Source organism: Paraburkholderia sp. BR10141, from assembly GCF_056155635.1.
The window spans coordinates 346,158-362,230 of sequence record NZ_JBMIQH010000001.1 but is presented as its reverse complement, the minus strand read 5'-3'; the positions used below and the strand labels follow the sequence as shown (position 1 = coordinate 362,230).

The window sequence follows — 16,073 nt, the reverse complement described above, 5'->3', positions numbered from 1 at the left end:
AAGGTTAAGCGCCGACCCTCAAATCGAATGTAACTATCAGTGACAGACATGCGCCGCGCATCGCCTGACAGGCGGGCAAGCGGCTGGCGGCGGCCGGCTCAGCGCGGTTCGCGCTCGCCCCCGCCGTCGGCGCGTCGCGCGGCCATGAACGCCTCGATGTGCGCGATGGCCCGCTCGCACTGCTCGAGGCTCAGAAGGTGGATCGACGGATTGGGCAGGTCGAAGCCCAGTTCGTCCCCGAGCCAGCGGATGGCCTTGCCCCGTGCCTCGAAGGCGTTGACCTTGTCGCGCCGCATCTTCGCGGCCACCAGCGGTTCGAGCGCGTCGTGCAGGCGGCTCTTGGCGTCGCGCAGGGCGGCGTTGGCAAGCCGGCCGAGCGGCACGTTGCGCGTGCTGCGCGCGGGCACGCCGATCCAGGCCTCGCAGGGCGTGCAGACCCATAGCGGGCCGTGATCGTCGCGATACGGGTAGGCCTCGTCGGCGAAGCGCGCGAGCACCGCTTTCGCGCCGCAGTAATCGCACAGCGGCTGCGGCAGCGCCTTGACGGGGCGGCCTACGCGCATGCGGCGCTCCTCGGGACGATGGTCGATGGATGCATGACTTGATGGGTGGATGAGAAATACAGGGGTCCGCTACTTCCGCTGCTGCGAGCGGGCCCTCGCGAAAGGATAACGGCAAACCCCGGCGCACGGCAGCGGCGAAACGGGGCGCCGCGGGTTGCCGCATGCGCGATCAGTTCGCGCTGGCGGTGGCGTGCGCCTCTTCGCGCTCGAGCGAGCGCGTGTCGCGCAGGGCCGGAAAGAGCCGCATCCACAGCAGCGCGACGCAGATCGTCGCCACGCCGCCCACCAGCACGGCGCGCTGCGCGCCCCACCAGCCAGCGGTGAGGCCCGACTCGAACTCGCCAAGCTGGTTCGACGTGCCAATGAACAGCGAATTGACCGCGCTCACGCGGCCGAGTTTTTCGTCGGGCGTGCGCAGCTGCACGAGCGACGTGCGCACGACCACGCTCACGACGTCGGAAGCGCCCAGCACCGCCAGCGCCATCAGCGACACGACGATGTCATGCGACAGCCCGAACGCGATCGTCGCGCAGCCGAACACGATCACGCCGCCGAACATCGCGAGACCCGGCCGGCGCCGAAGCGGAAAATGCGCGAGCCAGATCGAGCCCGCCAGCGCGCCCGCGGCCGTCGCCGAGCGCAACAGACCGAGCGCGATGGGCCCGGCGTGCAGGATGTCGCGGGCGAACACGGGCAAGAGTGCCGTCGCGCCGCCGAACAGCACCGCGAACAGATCGAGCGACAGCGCGCCGAGAATGACGGGCTGCGAACGGATGAACGCGATGCCCGAGAACACCGATTCGAGCGTGACGGGGGCGCGCGCGGGCGGTTTGGCGCGCAGCGGGATCGTGCCCGAGAGCGTAGCGGCCGCCGCGAACGCGAGCGAGCAGGCCGCGTAGGCCGGCGTCGCGCCGATGCCGTACAGCAGGCCGCCCAGCGCCGGGCCGACGATGTTCGCGGTCTGGTTCGCCGAGGTCGACCACGCGGTCGCGTTCGGCAGCTGCGAGCGCGGCACGACACCCGGCAGCAAGGACGAAATGGCGGGCGACTCGAACGCGCGCGCTGCGCCTACGCACGCGGCAAGCGCATAGATGAGCGGCGCACTCAGCCAGCCGCCGACCGTGCCGGCCGCGAAGGTCAGGGCGGCGGCGCATTCGATGAGCTGGCAGACGGAGGCGATGCGTCTGCGGTCGTAGCGGTCCGCCACGTGGCCGACGACGAGCGTGAGGCAGAACATCGGCAGGAACTGCGCGAGGCCGACGAGACCGAGCGCGAACGCACTATGCGTGAGCGCGTAGATGTGCCAGCCCATGGCGACGGCGAGCATCTGGAACGCGAGCGACGACAGCACGCGCGCGCCATAGAAGCGCTGGAAACCGCGATTGCGCGAAAGGCTGGGCGGGTCGTCGGATGCCGCCTCCGGAGAAGGTGTGGTCATTGAACAGCGGGAAAAAGCGAAAAATCGGGTGCGCACGCAACGAGGCAATAAGCGAGGCGCAAAGCGGTAATTTTAGTTCATGCGGCGTGGCGCCACAGGAACACGGGCGCCGCGCGATTCATGCGCTCCGTCTCCGAATCGATGTATCCTATAAAATACATCGAACGACAATCCAGCAGACGGAGGCAGGAATTGGCGAGTAGTCGGCGCCTCGTAAGCGCAACAACGGCAATATCGATACCGCAGGTGCGTCGCGTACCCGCGCCGGCCGGTGCGAACGGCTTCGCGGCCACGATCACCACGCTGCGCCCCGCGTCGGGGCACGAGCGCGCGGAGCTGATCCGCGACCTGATCGACGCGTTCCGGCGGCTGCGCAACAGCATCGAGCGCTTCGAGCGCATGCTCGCGCGTGGGGACGGCGCTGGCAGTGGCGGCATGGCTGACGCGCACGCATCGCCAGCCGGGGTGTCGCTGCAGCCGCTCCTCGTCGCGCTCTCGCGACGCATCGATGTGGCCCGCTTCGCCCGTCAGCGCGAACTCAAGCGCGCGATTCGCGACGCGCGCCGCCTCGACAAGACGCGCGATGCGCTTTTCAGCGACGCGTTCTGTCTCGACACCGAAGCGCTGCGCCGCACCGTGGCCGAACTGGAGCGGCTCGATGCGGCCTTCGTCGGGCTCGGCGTCGAACATGTGCTTGCGCAGCACGCGAACGCGGCCGAAGCGCAATTCGAAGCGCGCTGCGAAGCGCAATCGTCCGGGGCGGCCGCAGGCTGGTCAGTGGCCAATGCCGTCACCGTCACCGGCATCGCAACGACGCTCATGCGCGAAACCGCCACCTGAACCGCGTCCCCCGGCCGTTATCCGGCCTTCGTTATATTCCATGGTATATTGCGCTCTCGACGCGCAGCCAGCCGGGGGCGCCCAGCCGGGGGCGCCCAGCCGGGGGCGCCCAGCCGGGGGCGCCCAGCCGGGTCGAGGCGCAGTCGCCGCTCACGCCATGCACAGCCCCGCGTTCCGCAGTGGATCAGAGGTCACCATGCACGCACCGCCGTTCCGCCTCGCCCGCACGCCGGGCGGCACATCTGCCGAAGAGACCACGCTGCGCGCGATGACGAGCGCAGACTGCTGCGGCCCTTCGCAAGCCGAACTCGCCAGCGCGCGTCAGCGCACGCGCCTCGTCGAACTCGACGCCCATCTGCATTGCTCCATCATCGGCACCTGCCTGAGCACGCACGAGCTGCGCAAGCTCGTCCCTAAATTCACCCGGCTCGACGCCCAGCGCGCGAGCGATCTCGAGATCCATCACGCCGCGGTCGAACTGGCGATCGAAGGCGGCGCAGGCGGCAAGGCATTGCAAAAGGCTCTCGACAGCCGCTATGCAGGCGCGGTGCGCCGATTCGCCAGTGCGCGCGACACGCAGGCCGTGCTCGCGCTCTGGAACGACGCGCTCGCGAACGGCGACATCCCGCCCGCGTACTGGGCGGTGATGACACATCCGGCCACGACGATGGAAGTGCGCCAGGCCGCGTTCGGCGAGCTGCACATGCTCTCGCACCTGGTTGGCGCGGCCAATCGCGCGGACTTGCGCCGCCTCGTGGCGCTGGAAGCGGAAAACGCCGAACTCCGGGCCAAGATCGAGCGTCAGCAGGCGCGCCTGCACGAGATGAGCCGTGAGCGCGACGCCGCGCGCAACGCCCTCGATGCGCAAACCGCACAGCTGACGGCGCAGCGCGAAAACACCCCGCAGCACGCGCAGCTCGAGGCGCTGCAGGAAGCGCTCGCGGCACGCGACGCGCGGGTCGCGCTGCACACGAGCCGCCGCGAGATCGCGGAGCAGCGAGCGAATGCCGATGCCGCCGCACTCCACACGCTACGCGCGCAGCTCGACGAAGCCCACGCGCTGATCGACGCCTTGCGCGCCGAAGTCCACGCGATGGAGCAGACCACGCAAGCGCACGAAGACCCGCAAGCCCAACGCACGCTTCCCGAGGATGCGTTAAAGGGCCGCCGGATCGTCTACGTGGGTGGCAGGCCGGGTTCGAATCACGCGCTCAGGCGCTGGGTGGAGTCGGCGGGAGGCGAGCTGACCGTGCACGACGGCGGTGTGGAAGATCGCAAGGGCCTGCTCGCCGCAGCCCTCGCCAACGCGGATCTCGCGGTGTTTCCCGTCGACTGCATCGACCACGATTCGATGAGCACGCTCAGGCGCGTGTGCGAACGGCACCAGGTCACATGGCACCCATTGCGAACGGCGAGTCTCGCCAGCTTCGTCGAGTTGATGATGCGGCTCCATGCGAACGCGCCGCCCACGCTCGCGGCGGTACCCGTCTCGCGTTTCTGCCTGCGCCACGGCTAGGCGCCTGGCGTTGGCGGCAGTGCGCCGCCGCGGCACATCACGTCACATCGCGTCAGGATTTCACGAGTTTGACGAGGGCTGCGATCTCGGCCTCGCAGACCGCCGCCGCACGCGCCTCGATGCTGCGATACAGGCGCACGATCTCTTCGCCCACCGGCGTCAGCATGCTACCGCCGCCGCTCTGCCCGCCATGCTCCGAAACCGTGGCCGGCGACTCCAGCGCGCGGTTGAGTTCATCCATCAGCAGCCACGCGCGGCGGTACGACATGTTCATGCTGCGCGCCGCAGCCGAGATCGAGCCATGTTCGCGGACGGCTTCGAGCAGCGACACCTTGCCTGGACCGAGCGCGATCGTGCCATCCTGAAGGATGCGCATGCGAAAACGCACCTCGGGTCGGCCCGGTTTCTGCGCCTGGGCGGGCGCGGGAGCGTCTGCGCGCGGTTGATCGTTGGGGGACTTGGTCATGCGCGCAAGCATACACGATGCGTGCTACGTGCCGTTCCCCTCTGCATGGCTAACGCCCGGCGGGAAAACAGAAGCCGAAGTCCTCGCAGCCGGGGCAACCGGGCGCAGGGCCTGGCGTGGCGCCCGACGCCAGCGCGAGTTCACGCGCCAGCAGCTTCTTCCAGCGCAAGCCTTCCACGTTGCGCGCCACGACCTCGGGAAAGAAGCGCTCCAGCATGCCTGTCACGTCATCGCGGCCACGCAGGCCGAGATCGCGCCACAGATGATCGGGACGCAGGCACGCGTGGGCAACGATCGCGGCGAGGCAACGCACGTCGTCGGGGTCGGCTTGCGGCGCGGCAAGCGCAACGAGAAAGTCATGCATTGCGGTGGCGAATGCAGCATGCGACGCATCGGCCATCACGTGCGTGTGCAGCGCTTCACTCGTCACCGCACACACGAAGTGCCGCGCACCGAGCGCGTCGAACTGCGCGCGCGTTAGACCGAGCAACGGCAATTCGCCGCGCACCTCGCGCGCCGCAACGAGCCGCGCGAAGAGCCAGGCGTCGGGCGTGCGCGGCGCCTCCGGCGCCCCCGTCAGAGTGTCGCAGCGCGCTGCGGCCAGCGCATCGACATCGCGCGGCGGCGCGCCGGAGTCCTGTCTACCGTGTGTCATGGCATTCACGCGAGTTTGGAGCGCATCAACCGTCTACGCCGACGATCACGCTCGATGCCTTGAAAAGCGCCGCAGCCTGCTTGCCCGCCGCGAGGCCGAGACGATCGACGCTGTCGTTCGTTACGATGGCCGCGATCTGCGCACCGCCCGGGGCCGCGAGCACGACTTCGGCGTTCACCGCGCCCTTCGTGACCGACGAAACCGTGCCCGCCACCACATTGCGCGTGGACACCTTGCTCGCATCGCCGTCGACCATGAGGATCACCGACGATGCCTTCACAAGCGCGAAGGCCGGCTTGCCAGCGGCGAGACCCAGCGAAGCGGCGCTGCCATGCGTAATGATCGCAACGATCTCGAGGCCGCCGTCGGCGCGCAGCGTGACTTCGTCGTTGACAGCGCCGGCCTTGACCGCGCTGATCTGGCCGGAGAAATGGTTGCGGGCGCTGGTACGCATAAGGACCTCCACAATTGAACAGAACAATGAAACGGCAAAGAACCGGAGCCTCAGTTTAGCCGTGTCACTGTGACGCGCACAGGCATGGATCGCCAAAATAGCGAATGTCGCAAGCACATGAATACAGCAGTCCATCGTAATATATGGGCCTTTATAACGAACGGGGTGTCGAACATGTTTATCCGCAAGCTGGCGGCCTCAGTCGTCGTGATGAGCGGTGTGATGGGCGCGATGGGTGCGAGCGCCAACGCATTCGCCGACGAATCCGATGTCAACGTGCTCTACGCAGGCTCGCTCGTGAACCTCATGGAAAAGAGCGTGGGCCCCGCGTTCGAAAAGGAAACGGGCCTGCATTTCAAGGGCTACGCAGCCGGCTCGAACAAGATCGCCAATGAGATCAAGGGCAAGCTGCGCCGCGGCGATGTGTTCATCAGCGCGAGCCCGAAGGTCAACACGAGCCTCATGGGCGAGGCCAGCGGCAATCACGTCACGTGGTACGTGAATTTCGCCGAATCGCCGCTCCTGATCGGCTACAACCCGAAGAGCCGTTTCGCCGCCGACTTCAAAACGAAGCAGTGGGATCAGGTCCTGCAGGAACCGGGCATCCGCCTCGGCCGCACTGATCCGAAGCTCGACCCGAAGGGCGCGTTCACCGTCGAACTCATGACGAAGGCCGCGCAGGCGTACAACCAGCCTGATCTCGTGCAGAAAACACTTGGCACGCCGGAGAATCCCGAGCAGGTGCTGCCGGAAGAAACGCTCGTTGGCCGTCTGCAATCGGGTCAGCTCGACGCTGGCTTCTTCTACTCGACCGAAACGTCCGACCTGAAGATTCCGGCGATCCACCCCGCGCCCGAACTGAAGATCAAGGCGAACTACACGCTCACGATTCTCAACGACGCCCCCAACAGCGCCGGCGCCGCGCGCTTCGTGAACTTCCTGCTTTCGGCGGAAGGCCGCAAGCTGCTCGCCGAGCACGGCGTGGATGTGACCAGGCCTGCCGTCAACGGTCAGATCCAGGCGATCCCGCCGTCGGTGCAAGCCGTAATCGACGCCGCACAGCAATGACACAAGCCGCGCAACGTGCCGAACAGGTTGCCGTGAAACGCTCCCAGCCGCTCTGGTGGCTCGGCGCGCTGCTCGCGGTCTACCTGTGCGCGCCGTTCGTTGCGAGCATTCCGCAGATCGGGCAGGCGGACTGGGCCGGCGTCGACTGGCACGCCACCTGGTCGGCGGTCGGCGTGTCGGTCGCGAGCGCGAGCGTGGCCGCACTCGTCATCCTGGTGGGCGGCGTGCCGCTCGGCTATTGGCTCGCGCGTTCGCGCGCGCGCGGCATTGCCTTGCTCGGCTTCGTCGTGCAGTTGCCGCTCGCGTTGCCGCCGCTCACGAGCGGTGTGCTGCTGCTGTTTCTCATCGGGCCGTATAGCGGCATTGGCCAGCTCTTCGGCGGCTCGCTCACCGACTCTTTCACGGGCATCGTGCTCGCCGAGACCTTCGTGGCGGCGCCCTTCCTGATCGTCGCGGCACGCTCGGCGTTCAGCGCCGTCGATCCCGTCTACGACGACGTTGCCGCCACGCTCGGCCATCACGCCGCCAGCCGTTTCTTTCGTGTCACGCTGCCCATTGCGTGGCCCGCTATCCGCGCGGGGCTCGCGCTCGCCTGGCTGCGCGCGTTCGGCGAATTCGGCGCGACGGTGATGGTCGCGTATCACCCGTATTCGCTGCCTGTGTATACCTACGTCGTGTTCGGCGGCCAGGGCTTGCCCGCGATGATGCCGCTCCTGCTGCCCACGCTCGGCATTGCGATCATCTGCGCGGTGCTCTCCGTCTATAGCCGCGGCACACGCCCGACGCCGGCGGTGAGCCTGGACAACGGCGACGAACTCACCAGTATCACGCCGGCCGCCACCGCGGCAGAAAACGCCGGCCTGCGTCTTGCCTTCGCGGCGCGCCGGCATCTCGGCGCGTTCACGCTCGATGTGGCGTGGCAGCCGCAAACGCGCCGGCTCGCGATCATCGGCCCTTCGGGCTCGGGCAAGTCGCTCGCGCTGCGCATCATCGCCGGGCTCGAGCGCAACGACGCGGGCTCTGTCACGCTCGGGGCAACCGACCTCGGCGCGCTGCCGCCCGAGCGCCGCCAGATCGGCTACATGCCGCAGGATTACGGGCTCTTCCCGCACATGACAGTGGAGCAGCAACTCGCGTTTCCTGTCGATGCCGACGCGGCCAGCGCCCGCTACTGGCTCGCGCACCTCGGCCTCGACACGCTCACCGAACGCCTGCCTCGGCAGCTCTCGTTCGGCCAGCGCCAGCGCGTGGCGCTCGCGCGCGCGCTCACGCGGCACACGCAACTGCTGCTGTTCGACGAACCGTTCGCCGCGCTCGACACGCCGCGCCGCCGCCGTCTACAGCAGTCGTTGCGGGCGCTGCAACGCGAAGTAGGCGCAGTGACGGTGATCGTCACGCACGACCCCGACGAGGCGGCGCTGCTCGCCGACGAAGTGCTCGTGATCGAACAGGGCTGCGTGCTGCAGGCGGGCGCCGTGGCCGACGTGTTCCGGCTGCCCGCCACGCTGCGCGTGGCCGAACTGCTCGGCCTGCACAACGTCGGCGAGGGGATCGTGCGTGCCGGTGGCACGATCGAAACGCCGGCGGGACTGCGCCTGCCCTGCGCCGATCCATCGCTTGCGGTGGGCACGCGCGTGATGTGGCGGGTCTCGCCGCGCGCGCTCGTCGCGACGCAGGAAGGCGCGTGGCAAGGGCGTATTGCCGGCACGTCGCTGCGTCACGGAGACCGCTACGTTACCGTCGAGATCGCCGGAGAAACCTTCGATATCGCCGCAGAAGATGCGCCGGCATCGCATGCCGGCGAGCTGCGCTTCTCGATCGACGCGAACGGCGTGCTCGCCTGGCCGGCGTCGCAGGGCGCCTGATTCACCACTCCTGAAAACGCTCACCTTTCGCGGCGACATACCAGCAGCGGTGTCGCCGCTGATGACAAAATAGCCCCTGTTAAAGGGGCTTTTTGCATAAGCGGTTAGCGATCCGATGCGCCATTTCGCACCGTTGCTCACGGTTCCCGAAAACGCTCACCTTTCGGCGTCTCGCGCTCGGACACGCAAGGTTTCGACTGCCAACACCTGGTAGTCGGCAATATTCGCATCCCTTAACCTGGGACTACCAGGAAAATCTTGCGCGCCGGAACCAGGTTCTCCTGTCCATCGGGATCACGAAACTTCCGCAGCCGATCACGCGCGACTGTGATTTCGGCACGCTTCGTTCACGAACCGTCGCAATGCCACGCGCGCGGCTCCCGGATCTTCTCACCTATGACCGCGACGCCACGCTCAGATCATGAAGCGGCTGTCTTCCACGAGCACACGCGGCAACGGTTGCAGGTCGGTGCGCGCGAAGCGCACCAGAGAGAAGGCGCGCAGACCTTGCGGGCTCGACGGCAGCCGCGCGAGCGGGAACGTGATCGAGGCGCTGTTGCCCGGGCCGCCGTTTGCGAGCAGGACGTTCATCGGACTCAGGCAGATCTCGCGCATTTCGACGTTCGTGTATTGCGCGGGATTCGCGAGCACCCTGCAGATCACCGTGAGCTGGTGTTCGAGCGCTTCGCTCTTGAGGCCGAGTGCGGCAATCTCGCTCTCGTTCTGCGCAATCTGCGCCTCGACCTTCGCCACTTCGGCGACGTTTGGCACGGCGTGCTCGCCGAGCATGCGTTGCGTCCCCGCGCCGTGGCGCGTGAGCAGTTGCAGGCGCGTCCTGAGCAGCGCACGCTCCTGTTCCAGCACGTCGCGGCGCGACTCGTCGGCGCCGATCTGCTCGAGGCCTTCCAGGGCGATCTGCTCGACCACGCGCTGCACGATCTGCTCGCGAAGGTCGCTCTCGGTTTCGCCGCATACACGCACCTGATGGTCGTCGAAGCTCAGCGTCGTCTGCATGACATCGGTGTGCACCTCGTCGCCATGCTGCTCGGCACCGAAGGCACGCCGCTCGTTCAGGGCCATGCCGAGCACCGCGTAAGTCTCGCGCGCAAGTGGATGAGCCTCGAACCAGGCATGCAGTTCAGGCGAGCGGCTCAGCACATGGCCGACCTCGTCGGGCGCAGCGAAAAACGCGTGGATATAGGGGTCGCTCGACCAGGTGGCGGCGCTCGCTTCGCGCGCGGGTGGCATGCGGTCCACCACCTCGCGCACGTACGCGACCGATTGCGCGAGCGCGGGGGCGAGCCGCTCGCGCCACTCGGGCACGAGCTTGAGCGTAGGGCTGAGCACGAGCAGACGCTCGATCAGCGTCTGGATTTGCGGCGATTGCGGCGCCTGCTTCGCGCGGGCGCGCGGCCAAAGCCTTTCCAGGATACCCATCGATAACTCCGTTGCAGACCGCTCGGACGCGGCGGCGGTGAAGCGCAGGGCGCACAACGAGGCCTCTTGTCGCGAATGACTATACCGCGAATCACGACCCGGCCGCGGCGATACTGCCGCAACGCAGCAACGCCTCACGTTGCGTTCATATTCCCGGAAACACTCACCTTTGAGTTGCGTGACGTGCGCCACATAGACCTGAACCTGGCCGCCGATATGCGCAACGGTGCAACGAAAACCCGTGCGGCGCACACCGCAGTGAACTTGCGCTCCCGCACACGCTCACCTTTGGTTTTCTTTGGAGCGCCCACCTTGCTACGCAGGTTTGTGCAGTGCTTCATCCCGGCCGTTCCCGTATGCACTCACCGTCGAGCATGGCGGCGCGATGACGGCTCCCGAATATCCTCACCATCAGACAGCACGCGCTGTCTTGATCTGCAATCCGAATCAATTGCCTCGCTAACGTGATCCCATCCTCAGCTTTCCTCTGCCTTTCAGGGACCGTCGCGGACGCAACGAATCGCGATGACATGTCAACGAGGCGTTTCAGGCATGCCAATTGCGCAGGGGCGCACGGCGCGTGCACGACGGCCTCGGGAAAAACCCCGCTTGCTGGGTGCGCAAACCGCGAAGCATCAAGCAAGAGCGACCTCGTCACGCGTTTTAGACGGTTCGTTCAATTGACAGTGGCCAATGTCATGATCCAATCTTCTGCGCACAAATACGACACAGGGAGGCAGACAAATCATGGAGAGCATTGTCCGCAGCAGCTTGATGCTGGCCGCGGCCGCGACCCCTTTTCTGGTCGCCTGCGGCGGAGGTACCGCCAGCAATCCGGCACCCATCACCCCGGCGCAATGCTCGGGTTCGTCATGCGCGAACCAGGGTCCGCCCAGCAGCGCACCGACCGCCACGGCGTTGTGTCCCGCCGCGGCGGACATCGCGGCGAACACGTATCTGGGCGGTGCAGGCAGTGGCGAGGTCGTGAGCCTGAACATCGACCCGACGAAGATGACGTACAAGCTCACGTTCCTCGCCTCGCCCATTCCCGTGGCCGCGAGTTCGGTGCAGAACACGCGTGCGGGTCTCACCATCACGGGCGCCGTGCAGCATCCGCCCGCGGGCTCGCTGCCGACCGCCGCGCAGATCACGTGTGCGTTCCAGCTTCAGGCGGGCACGGGCACGATCAACGGCAGCACCTACACAACGGCGTACAACGCCAACAATCCGCCCACGATCTATGTTGGCTTTGGCGTGGCGGGCGGCGGCATTCCGGGCGCGACCGTGAACATCGACGGCGACACCACTGCAAATCTGCTCTTCAGCGGGGTGGCGCCGCGCACGTTCGACTTCTATCCGTTCATCGGCTTTTCGTCGGTCAGCACGAGCCTCGCCGACCTCAAAGGCTCGTATAACGCGCTGCTCTATCACATCCTGCCTTCCAGCAGTTTCGCGCCGGCGGCAAAGGTGACGCAGGAGCAGTACGACGCAAGCGGCAATTGCAGCGTGCCGGCTGGCGCGACCAACACGAGTTGCGCAACCGCTGCGAACGCATGGACGGCGAGCACGAGCGGCAGCTATTTCGACAGTACCGACGCACCGCAGATCGAGACGCCCACACCGTTGCCGTTCCCCTTGAACCTCGGCAACAACGTCATCGTCAGCCGCCAGGGCGGCGCCGGGCACCTCATCCTCGGCAAGCTCAATGGGGCCATCGTGCCCGTGGTCGTACGCACCGGCTACGTGAACGAAACCATCAGCCTGAGCAATCAGATCGCCGTGGACGACGAGTCCGGCATCGCCCTGCTCGCGCCCGCGACGACGCTCACGTCGGGCGCGTTCGACGGCAGCTACATTGGCGCGGACTCGAATTTCGCCTACACGGCAACGCTCATCAACGGCCAGCAAGCCGGCTTCCTCAAGCCCTCGACGATGACGACGCAGAGCCAGTTCACGCTCGACTACACGCAGACGCACCCCGGCCTGATCGGCGTAACCGATACCCAGGGCAAAGCGGGCAATCTGATTGCGGTGGGCGGCCTTTACGGCATCTTCATCAACGGCGAGGAGAACGGCGGCGTCACGGCCAGTTCGGCGAACAGCGCCACGCCCAATCAGCCTTACTTCGGTGTCGGTGCACTGATCCAGCCACAGTAGTTCATCAGGCGGTCGCGGCATCCTGATCGTTGACGACCGCCTTAATTTCGCACTACGAATGACTGTCAGTCGCTCTCGCCAACAACAAGACTCTGGAGACGCGGTATGAAATGGAAACTTTTTGCGGCGCTCTCGATTGCCGCACCGATGATCGCAGCGCTCAGCGCATGCGGTGGCGGCAACGGCAGCAGCAGTAGCCCTCCGCTCGTGGAAGCAGCGCTTTGCCCCACCTCGCTCGACTACAACACGGTATATACCGGTGGCGGCGGCGACGGCGAACTCGTCAAGCTGCAGCTCGACACGGCCAAAATGACCTGGCAGATCACTTATGTCGAGTCGCCGATCCCGCAGACCACCGGCACCGTGACGCCCACGCGCAAAGGCCAGGTCGCCACCGGCACGCTGACGGCGGAAACCGGGCTCCCCACGGCGAAGCTCAACCAGTGCGCGTTCCGCCTGAATGGCGCGAGTCTCGACCCCAACCGCCCGGCGCGCGTCTTCATCGGCGAAGGCGTGGCCGGCGGCACGATTCCGGGCGCCGAGATCGCGTACAAGGGCTCCGGCGGTATTGGCGTCGTGCCGGACACGACGTTCCCGTACTACCCGTTCATCGGCTTCTCCGCGATCGAAACGAATCTCGCGAATGTCGCCGGCACGTACAGCCAGCTCGGCTATCACCAGGTGCCTTCGCAGAATTTCCAGCCCGCAGCGGTCGACGCAAAGATCACGATCAACGCCAACGGCACCTGGACCGAATGCGACAACACGGGCGTGAACGCCGGCAAATGCCAGCAGCCCGGCACGAATTTCGCGCAGTCGGCCGATGGCAGCGGCGCGTTCGAAACCGATCACTTCCAGGGGCAGGTGAAGCCGACGCTCGTCACCACGGAGCCGGCCGGCAAGGGCTTCATGATCGTTGGCAAGTTGCGCGGCCAGCTCGTGCCCGTGCTCGTCCGCACCGGCGTGGCGTATCCGCAGGTTGGCGTCGATCCGCAAAGCGGCGCCACGGGCCCGGTGGCCGACGACGAATCGGGCATCTCCGTGCTCGCGCCGCAAACGGCTATCGCGCAGGGCTCGCAGAACGGCGAATACATCGGCGTGGACAGCCAGTTCGACTATCGCACGCTCGCGCTGGAAGGCACGCAGGCCACGCTGCTCGATCCGTTCAACGCCTCGCAGGCCGCGCTCGCCACTGCCCTCGATCTGAACTTCACCCAGACCGTACCGGGCACGGTGACGACCACGCATGTGGGCGCCTCCACCGGCTCGACACCCACCGGCAAGATGATCTTCACGGGCGGCGTGTTCGGCTACCTCGACATGACGACGCCGTCGGACCCGTACTTCACGGCTGGTGCGTTCGTTCAGTAAGGATGACGAAGCAACGTATCGAACAATAACCGGCGCGGCAAACCGCGCCATTCACGAGGTGGCCACTCCCGGCCGTCGCGCAACGCGGCGGCGGCCGGGCCACAAAGGCGCGCGCAGCAAAGGCGGACGACGCATGCCGGACATCCCGAAGCATGCATCGAGCCGTCCCGCGCGCGGGTAAGGCGCACCCGTTCCTGGGAGGGACATGATGAAACGCATTGCAGTGGCGGCGCTGACCGCCGGGCTGACGGCGAGTGCGTATGCACAGCACGCCGGCGACAACGTCGTCGCACTCGGCTGGTTTCACGTCACGACGCAGCATTCGAGCACGCCGCTCACCACGGACGTCGCGCCCGTGCCGATCAACACGCCGCTGCGGCTGCCCAGTTCGTTCACTTCGGCGGGCACGGGGCTTTCGGCATCGAATGCGGATACGGTCGGCCTCGTCATCAGCCACTTCTTCACGGACCATATCGCGCTCACCTCGGTGGCGGGCGTGCCGCCCACGTTCAAGCTCTATGGTCACGGCACGATCAAGCCGCCAGGCCCGGCGGGCGCGCTCGGTAGCCAGAATCTCAGCGATCCGGCAACGAACCCCATTGTCGGCAGCGTGCGTCAATGGAGCCCGGCGCTGATCTTCCAGTATTACTTTCGCGACGCCGATGCGAAATTCCGCCCGTTCCTCGGCATCGGCGTGTCGTACAACTGGTTCTCGGACATCCAGCTCAATCCGAACTTCGTGAAAGCCACCCAGGACGATCTCGGCTCCGTGCTCGCAGCGGGCGCGGGCAAGTCGGGGCAAACGCAGATTAGCGCGAAGGCGTCGTCGTCGTGGTCGCCGGTTTTCAATCTCGGGGCCACCTACAACGTCACGAAGCATCTGGGGATCGTTGCGTCGGTCACCTATATTCCGCTGAAGACGACGTCCTCGGTGATCGTCAAGGCAGCGGACGGCAGCGAGCTCGGCGTGAGCCGGGCCGACCTCAAGGCCGATCCGATCATCTCGTTCCTCGCGCTTTCTTACCGCTTCTAAGGGCGCGTCGTGCCGGCGCAACGGCGAGGAGGCGCATGCGCGTAAGGGCGAGAACGCCCGCGCCAGAGCACGCACCCTCCCGTGCGCTCGCGTGGGCCGGGCCGCTCGCGCTAAAATCGCGGCATGCCGAAAACGCCCAAAGCCCCCGTGACCGATTCCGCGCCCGAGCGTGTCACCGACAGCGAATACACCGTCGACGAACTCGCTCGCGTGGCGGGCACGACGGTGCGCAACGTGCGCGCCTATCAGGACCGCGACCTGCTCATGCCGCCCGAGAAGCGCGGGCGTGTCGGCATTTACAACGATTCGCACGTCGCGCGGCTCAAGCTCATCAACCACCTGCTGGCGCGCGGCTACACGCTCGCCAACATTCAGGATCTCATCCAGGCGATCGACGACGGCGGCGACCTGCGCTCGATCCTCGGCCTGGAGAATGCGATCGGCGGTCCGTGGTCGCACGCGCGGCCAAAAACGTATTCGCTGCCGCAGCTCATCAAGCTGTTCGGGCCGCAAGCGCCGAGCAGCCTTTCGCGTCTTGCGGATCTCGGGCTGCTCGAACGCCAGGGGCTGTCGTTCGTCTCGCGCAATCCGGGCATGCTCGACGCCGCGGCCGCCACCGTGCGCGAGGGCATTCCCGCACGCGAACTGCTCGACGTGCTCGAAGAAACGCGTCCGCATTTCGACGCCATCGCGCGCGTGCTGGTGGAAATGGTCGTGCGCCATCTGGATCGCTACGATCAGGGCGCGCTGCCGCCCGCCACGGACATGCCCGCGCTCGTCGACGCGATCTGGCGGCTGCGCCCGCTTTCCACGGTGTTCGTCGAGCACGAGATCCTGCGCGCGCTCGAAGCGCAGTCGAGCGACTACCTCGGCGGCCGGGTCGCGACGATCCTCGACAAGACGCTCGGCCGCGAGCGTGCAAGCGAGGCCGCGCCTTCGCCCGCTTCCGCGCCTGCCAGCGCCGCGAAGCAGCGCGCGCCCAAAGCCGCGCCTCGCAAGAGCGCCGCGCGCGCGCCGGCTGCCGCAAAACCGGCTCGCCCCGCGAAGAAAACCGCGCTCAAGAAGCGTTAAACGCGCGCGTCGTCTCTCCTCGTTTCTGCTTCCCCGAGCGCGTGAAAGGCCCCGCCAGGCGGCCTTTCGCGCGCTGGCGTCCCCTTGCGCCCCTACTGTTGTTGATGTGTTAGAGCGCTGAATCTAGCCCCTTGCGCAT

The 16,073-nt window shown here is 66.7% G+C and carries 14 protein-coding genes; 8 read left to right on the top strand and 6 right to left on the bottom strand.

Going from position 1 to position 16,073, the window contains the following annotated elements:
- Nucleotides 1–98: 98 nt before the first annotated feature.
- Both ACOJB8_RS01730 and ACOJB8_RS01725 read right to left on the bottom strand, forming a co-directional pair.
- Nucleotides 99–563, bottom strand: coding sequence for a zinc-finger-containing protein (locus ACOJB8_RS01730; RefSeq protein WP_069261524.1), 465 nt, complete (start codon nt 561–563; stop codon nt 99–101).
- Nucleotides 564–732: 169 nt separating this feature from the next.
- Nucleotides 733–2,001, bottom strand: a complete 1,269-nt coding sequence (locus ACOJB8_RS01725; protein WP_342946862.1) for an MFS transporter — start codon at nt 1,999–2,001, stop codon at nt 733–735.
- A gap of 246 nt (nt 2,002–2,247) precedes the next feature.
- Here ACOJB8_RS01725 and ACOJB8_RS01720 point away from each other — a divergent pair, with 246 nt between their 5' ends.
- Both ACOJB8_RS01720 and ACOJB8_RS01715 read left to right on the top strand, forming a co-directional pair.
- Complete coding sequence (locus tag ACOJB8_RS01720; RefSeq protein ID WP_342946861.1) at nt 2,248–2,841, top strand: hypothetical protein; 594 nt, start codon at nt 2,248–2,250, stop codon at nt 2,839–2,841.
- A gap of 196 nt (nt 2,842–3,037) precedes the next feature.
- Nucleotides 3,038–4,357, top strand: coding sequence for a DUF2325 domain-containing protein (locus tag ACOJB8_RS01715; protein WP_342946860.1), 1,320 nt, complete (start codon nt 3,038–3,040; stop codon nt 4,355–4,357).
- Nucleotides 4,358–4,409: 52 nt separating this feature from the next.
- On the opposite strand, the gene ACOJB8_RS01710 is transcribed toward ACOJB8_RS01715, so the two are convergent.
- Genes ACOJB8_RS01710 through ACOJB8_RS01700 form a run of 3 tightly spaced genes read right to left on the bottom strand, consistent with a single transcriptional unit; the run spans nt 4,410 to nt 5,932 of the window.
- The gene (locus ACOJB8_RS01710; RefSeq protein WP_475010755.1) at nt 4,410–4,823 is read right to left on the bottom strand and encodes a winged helix-turn-helix domain-containing protein; all 414 of its coding nucleotides are present in this window, start codon (nt 4,821–4,823) and stop codon (nt 4,410–4,412) included.
- A gap of 49 nt (nt 4,824–4,872) precedes the next feature.
- On the bottom strand, nt 4,873–5,478 hold the full coding sequence (locus ACOJB8_RS01705; RefSeq protein WP_475010753.1) for a nitrogen fixation protein NifQ: 606 nt from the start codon (nt 5,476–5,478) through the stop codon (nt 4,873–4,875).
- A gap of 25 nt (nt 5,479–5,503) precedes the next feature.
- Nucleotides 5,504–5,932: a TOBE domain-containing protein gene (locus tag ACOJB8_RS01700; protein ID WP_069261529.1), complete on the bottom strand. Its 429-nt coding sequence runs from the start codon at nt 5,930–5,932 to the stop codon at nt 5,504–5,506.
- A gap of 174 nt (nt 5,933–6,106) precedes the next feature.
- On the opposite strand from ACOJB8_RS01700, the gene ACOJB8_RS01695 reads away from it, so the two are divergent.
- Together ACOJB8_RS01695 and ACOJB8_RS01690 are read left to right on the top strand one after the other, a co-directional pair.
- Complete coding sequence (locus tag ACOJB8_RS01695) at nt 6,107–7,000, top strand: extracellular solute-binding protein (RefSeq protein WP_069261863.1); 894 nt, start codon at nt 6,107–6,109, stop codon at nt 6,998–7,000.
- Complete coding sequence (locus ACOJB8_RS01690) at nt 6,997–8,865, top strand: ABC transporter ATP-binding protein/permease (protein ID WP_475010751.1); 1,869 nt, start codon at nt 6,997–6,999, stop codon at nt 8,863–8,865. The genes ACOJB8_RS01695 and ACOJB8_RS01690 overlap by 4 nt, the downstream gene beginning before the upstream one ends.
- 414 nt (nt 8,866–9,279) lie before the next feature.
- On the opposite strand, the gene ACOJB8_RS01685 is transcribed toward ACOJB8_RS01690, so the two are convergent.
- Nucleotides 9,280–10,302 (bottom strand): hypothetical protein, encoded by a 1,023-nt coding sequence (locus ACOJB8_RS01685; RefSeq protein ID WP_368616560.1) that lies wholly within the window; start codon nt 10,300–10,302, stop codon nt 9,280–9,282.
- Between the two features lie 747 nt (nt 10,303–11,049).
- On the opposite strand from ACOJB8_RS01685, the gene ACOJB8_RS01680 reads away from it, so the two are divergent.
- The 4 genes from ACOJB8_RS01680 to ACOJB8_RS01665 all read left to right on the top strand — a co-directional run bounded on the left by ACOJB8_RS01680 (nt 11,050) and on the right by ACOJB8_RS01665 (nt 15,934).
- The gene (locus tag ACOJB8_RS01680) at nt 11,050–12,459 is read left to right on the top strand and encodes a DUF2957 domain-containing protein (protein ID WP_475010748.1); all 1,410 of its coding nucleotides are present in this window, start codon (nt 11,050–11,052) and stop codon (nt 12,457–12,459) included.
- Nucleotides 12,460–12,564: 105 nt separating this feature from the next.
- On the top strand, nt 12,565–13,830 hold the full coding sequence (locus tag ACOJB8_RS01675) for a DUF2957 domain-containing protein (protein ID WP_342946856.1): 1,266 nt from the start codon (nt 12,565–12,567) through the stop codon (nt 13,828–13,830).
- Between the two features lie 208 nt (nt 13,831–14,038).
- On the top strand, nt 14,039–14,863 hold the full coding sequence (locus ACOJB8_RS01670) for an OmpW/AlkL family protein (RefSeq protein WP_141710540.1): 825 nt from the start codon (nt 14,039–14,041) through the stop codon (nt 14,861–14,863).
- Between the two features lie 123 nt (nt 14,864–14,986).
- The gene (locus tag ACOJB8_RS01665; protein ID WP_475010746.1) at nt 14,987–15,934 is read left to right on the top strand and encodes a MerR family transcriptional regulator; all 948 of its coding nucleotides are present in this window, start codon (nt 14,987–14,989) and stop codon (nt 15,932–15,934) included.
- Nucleotides 15,935–16,073: the final 139 nt, after the last annotated feature.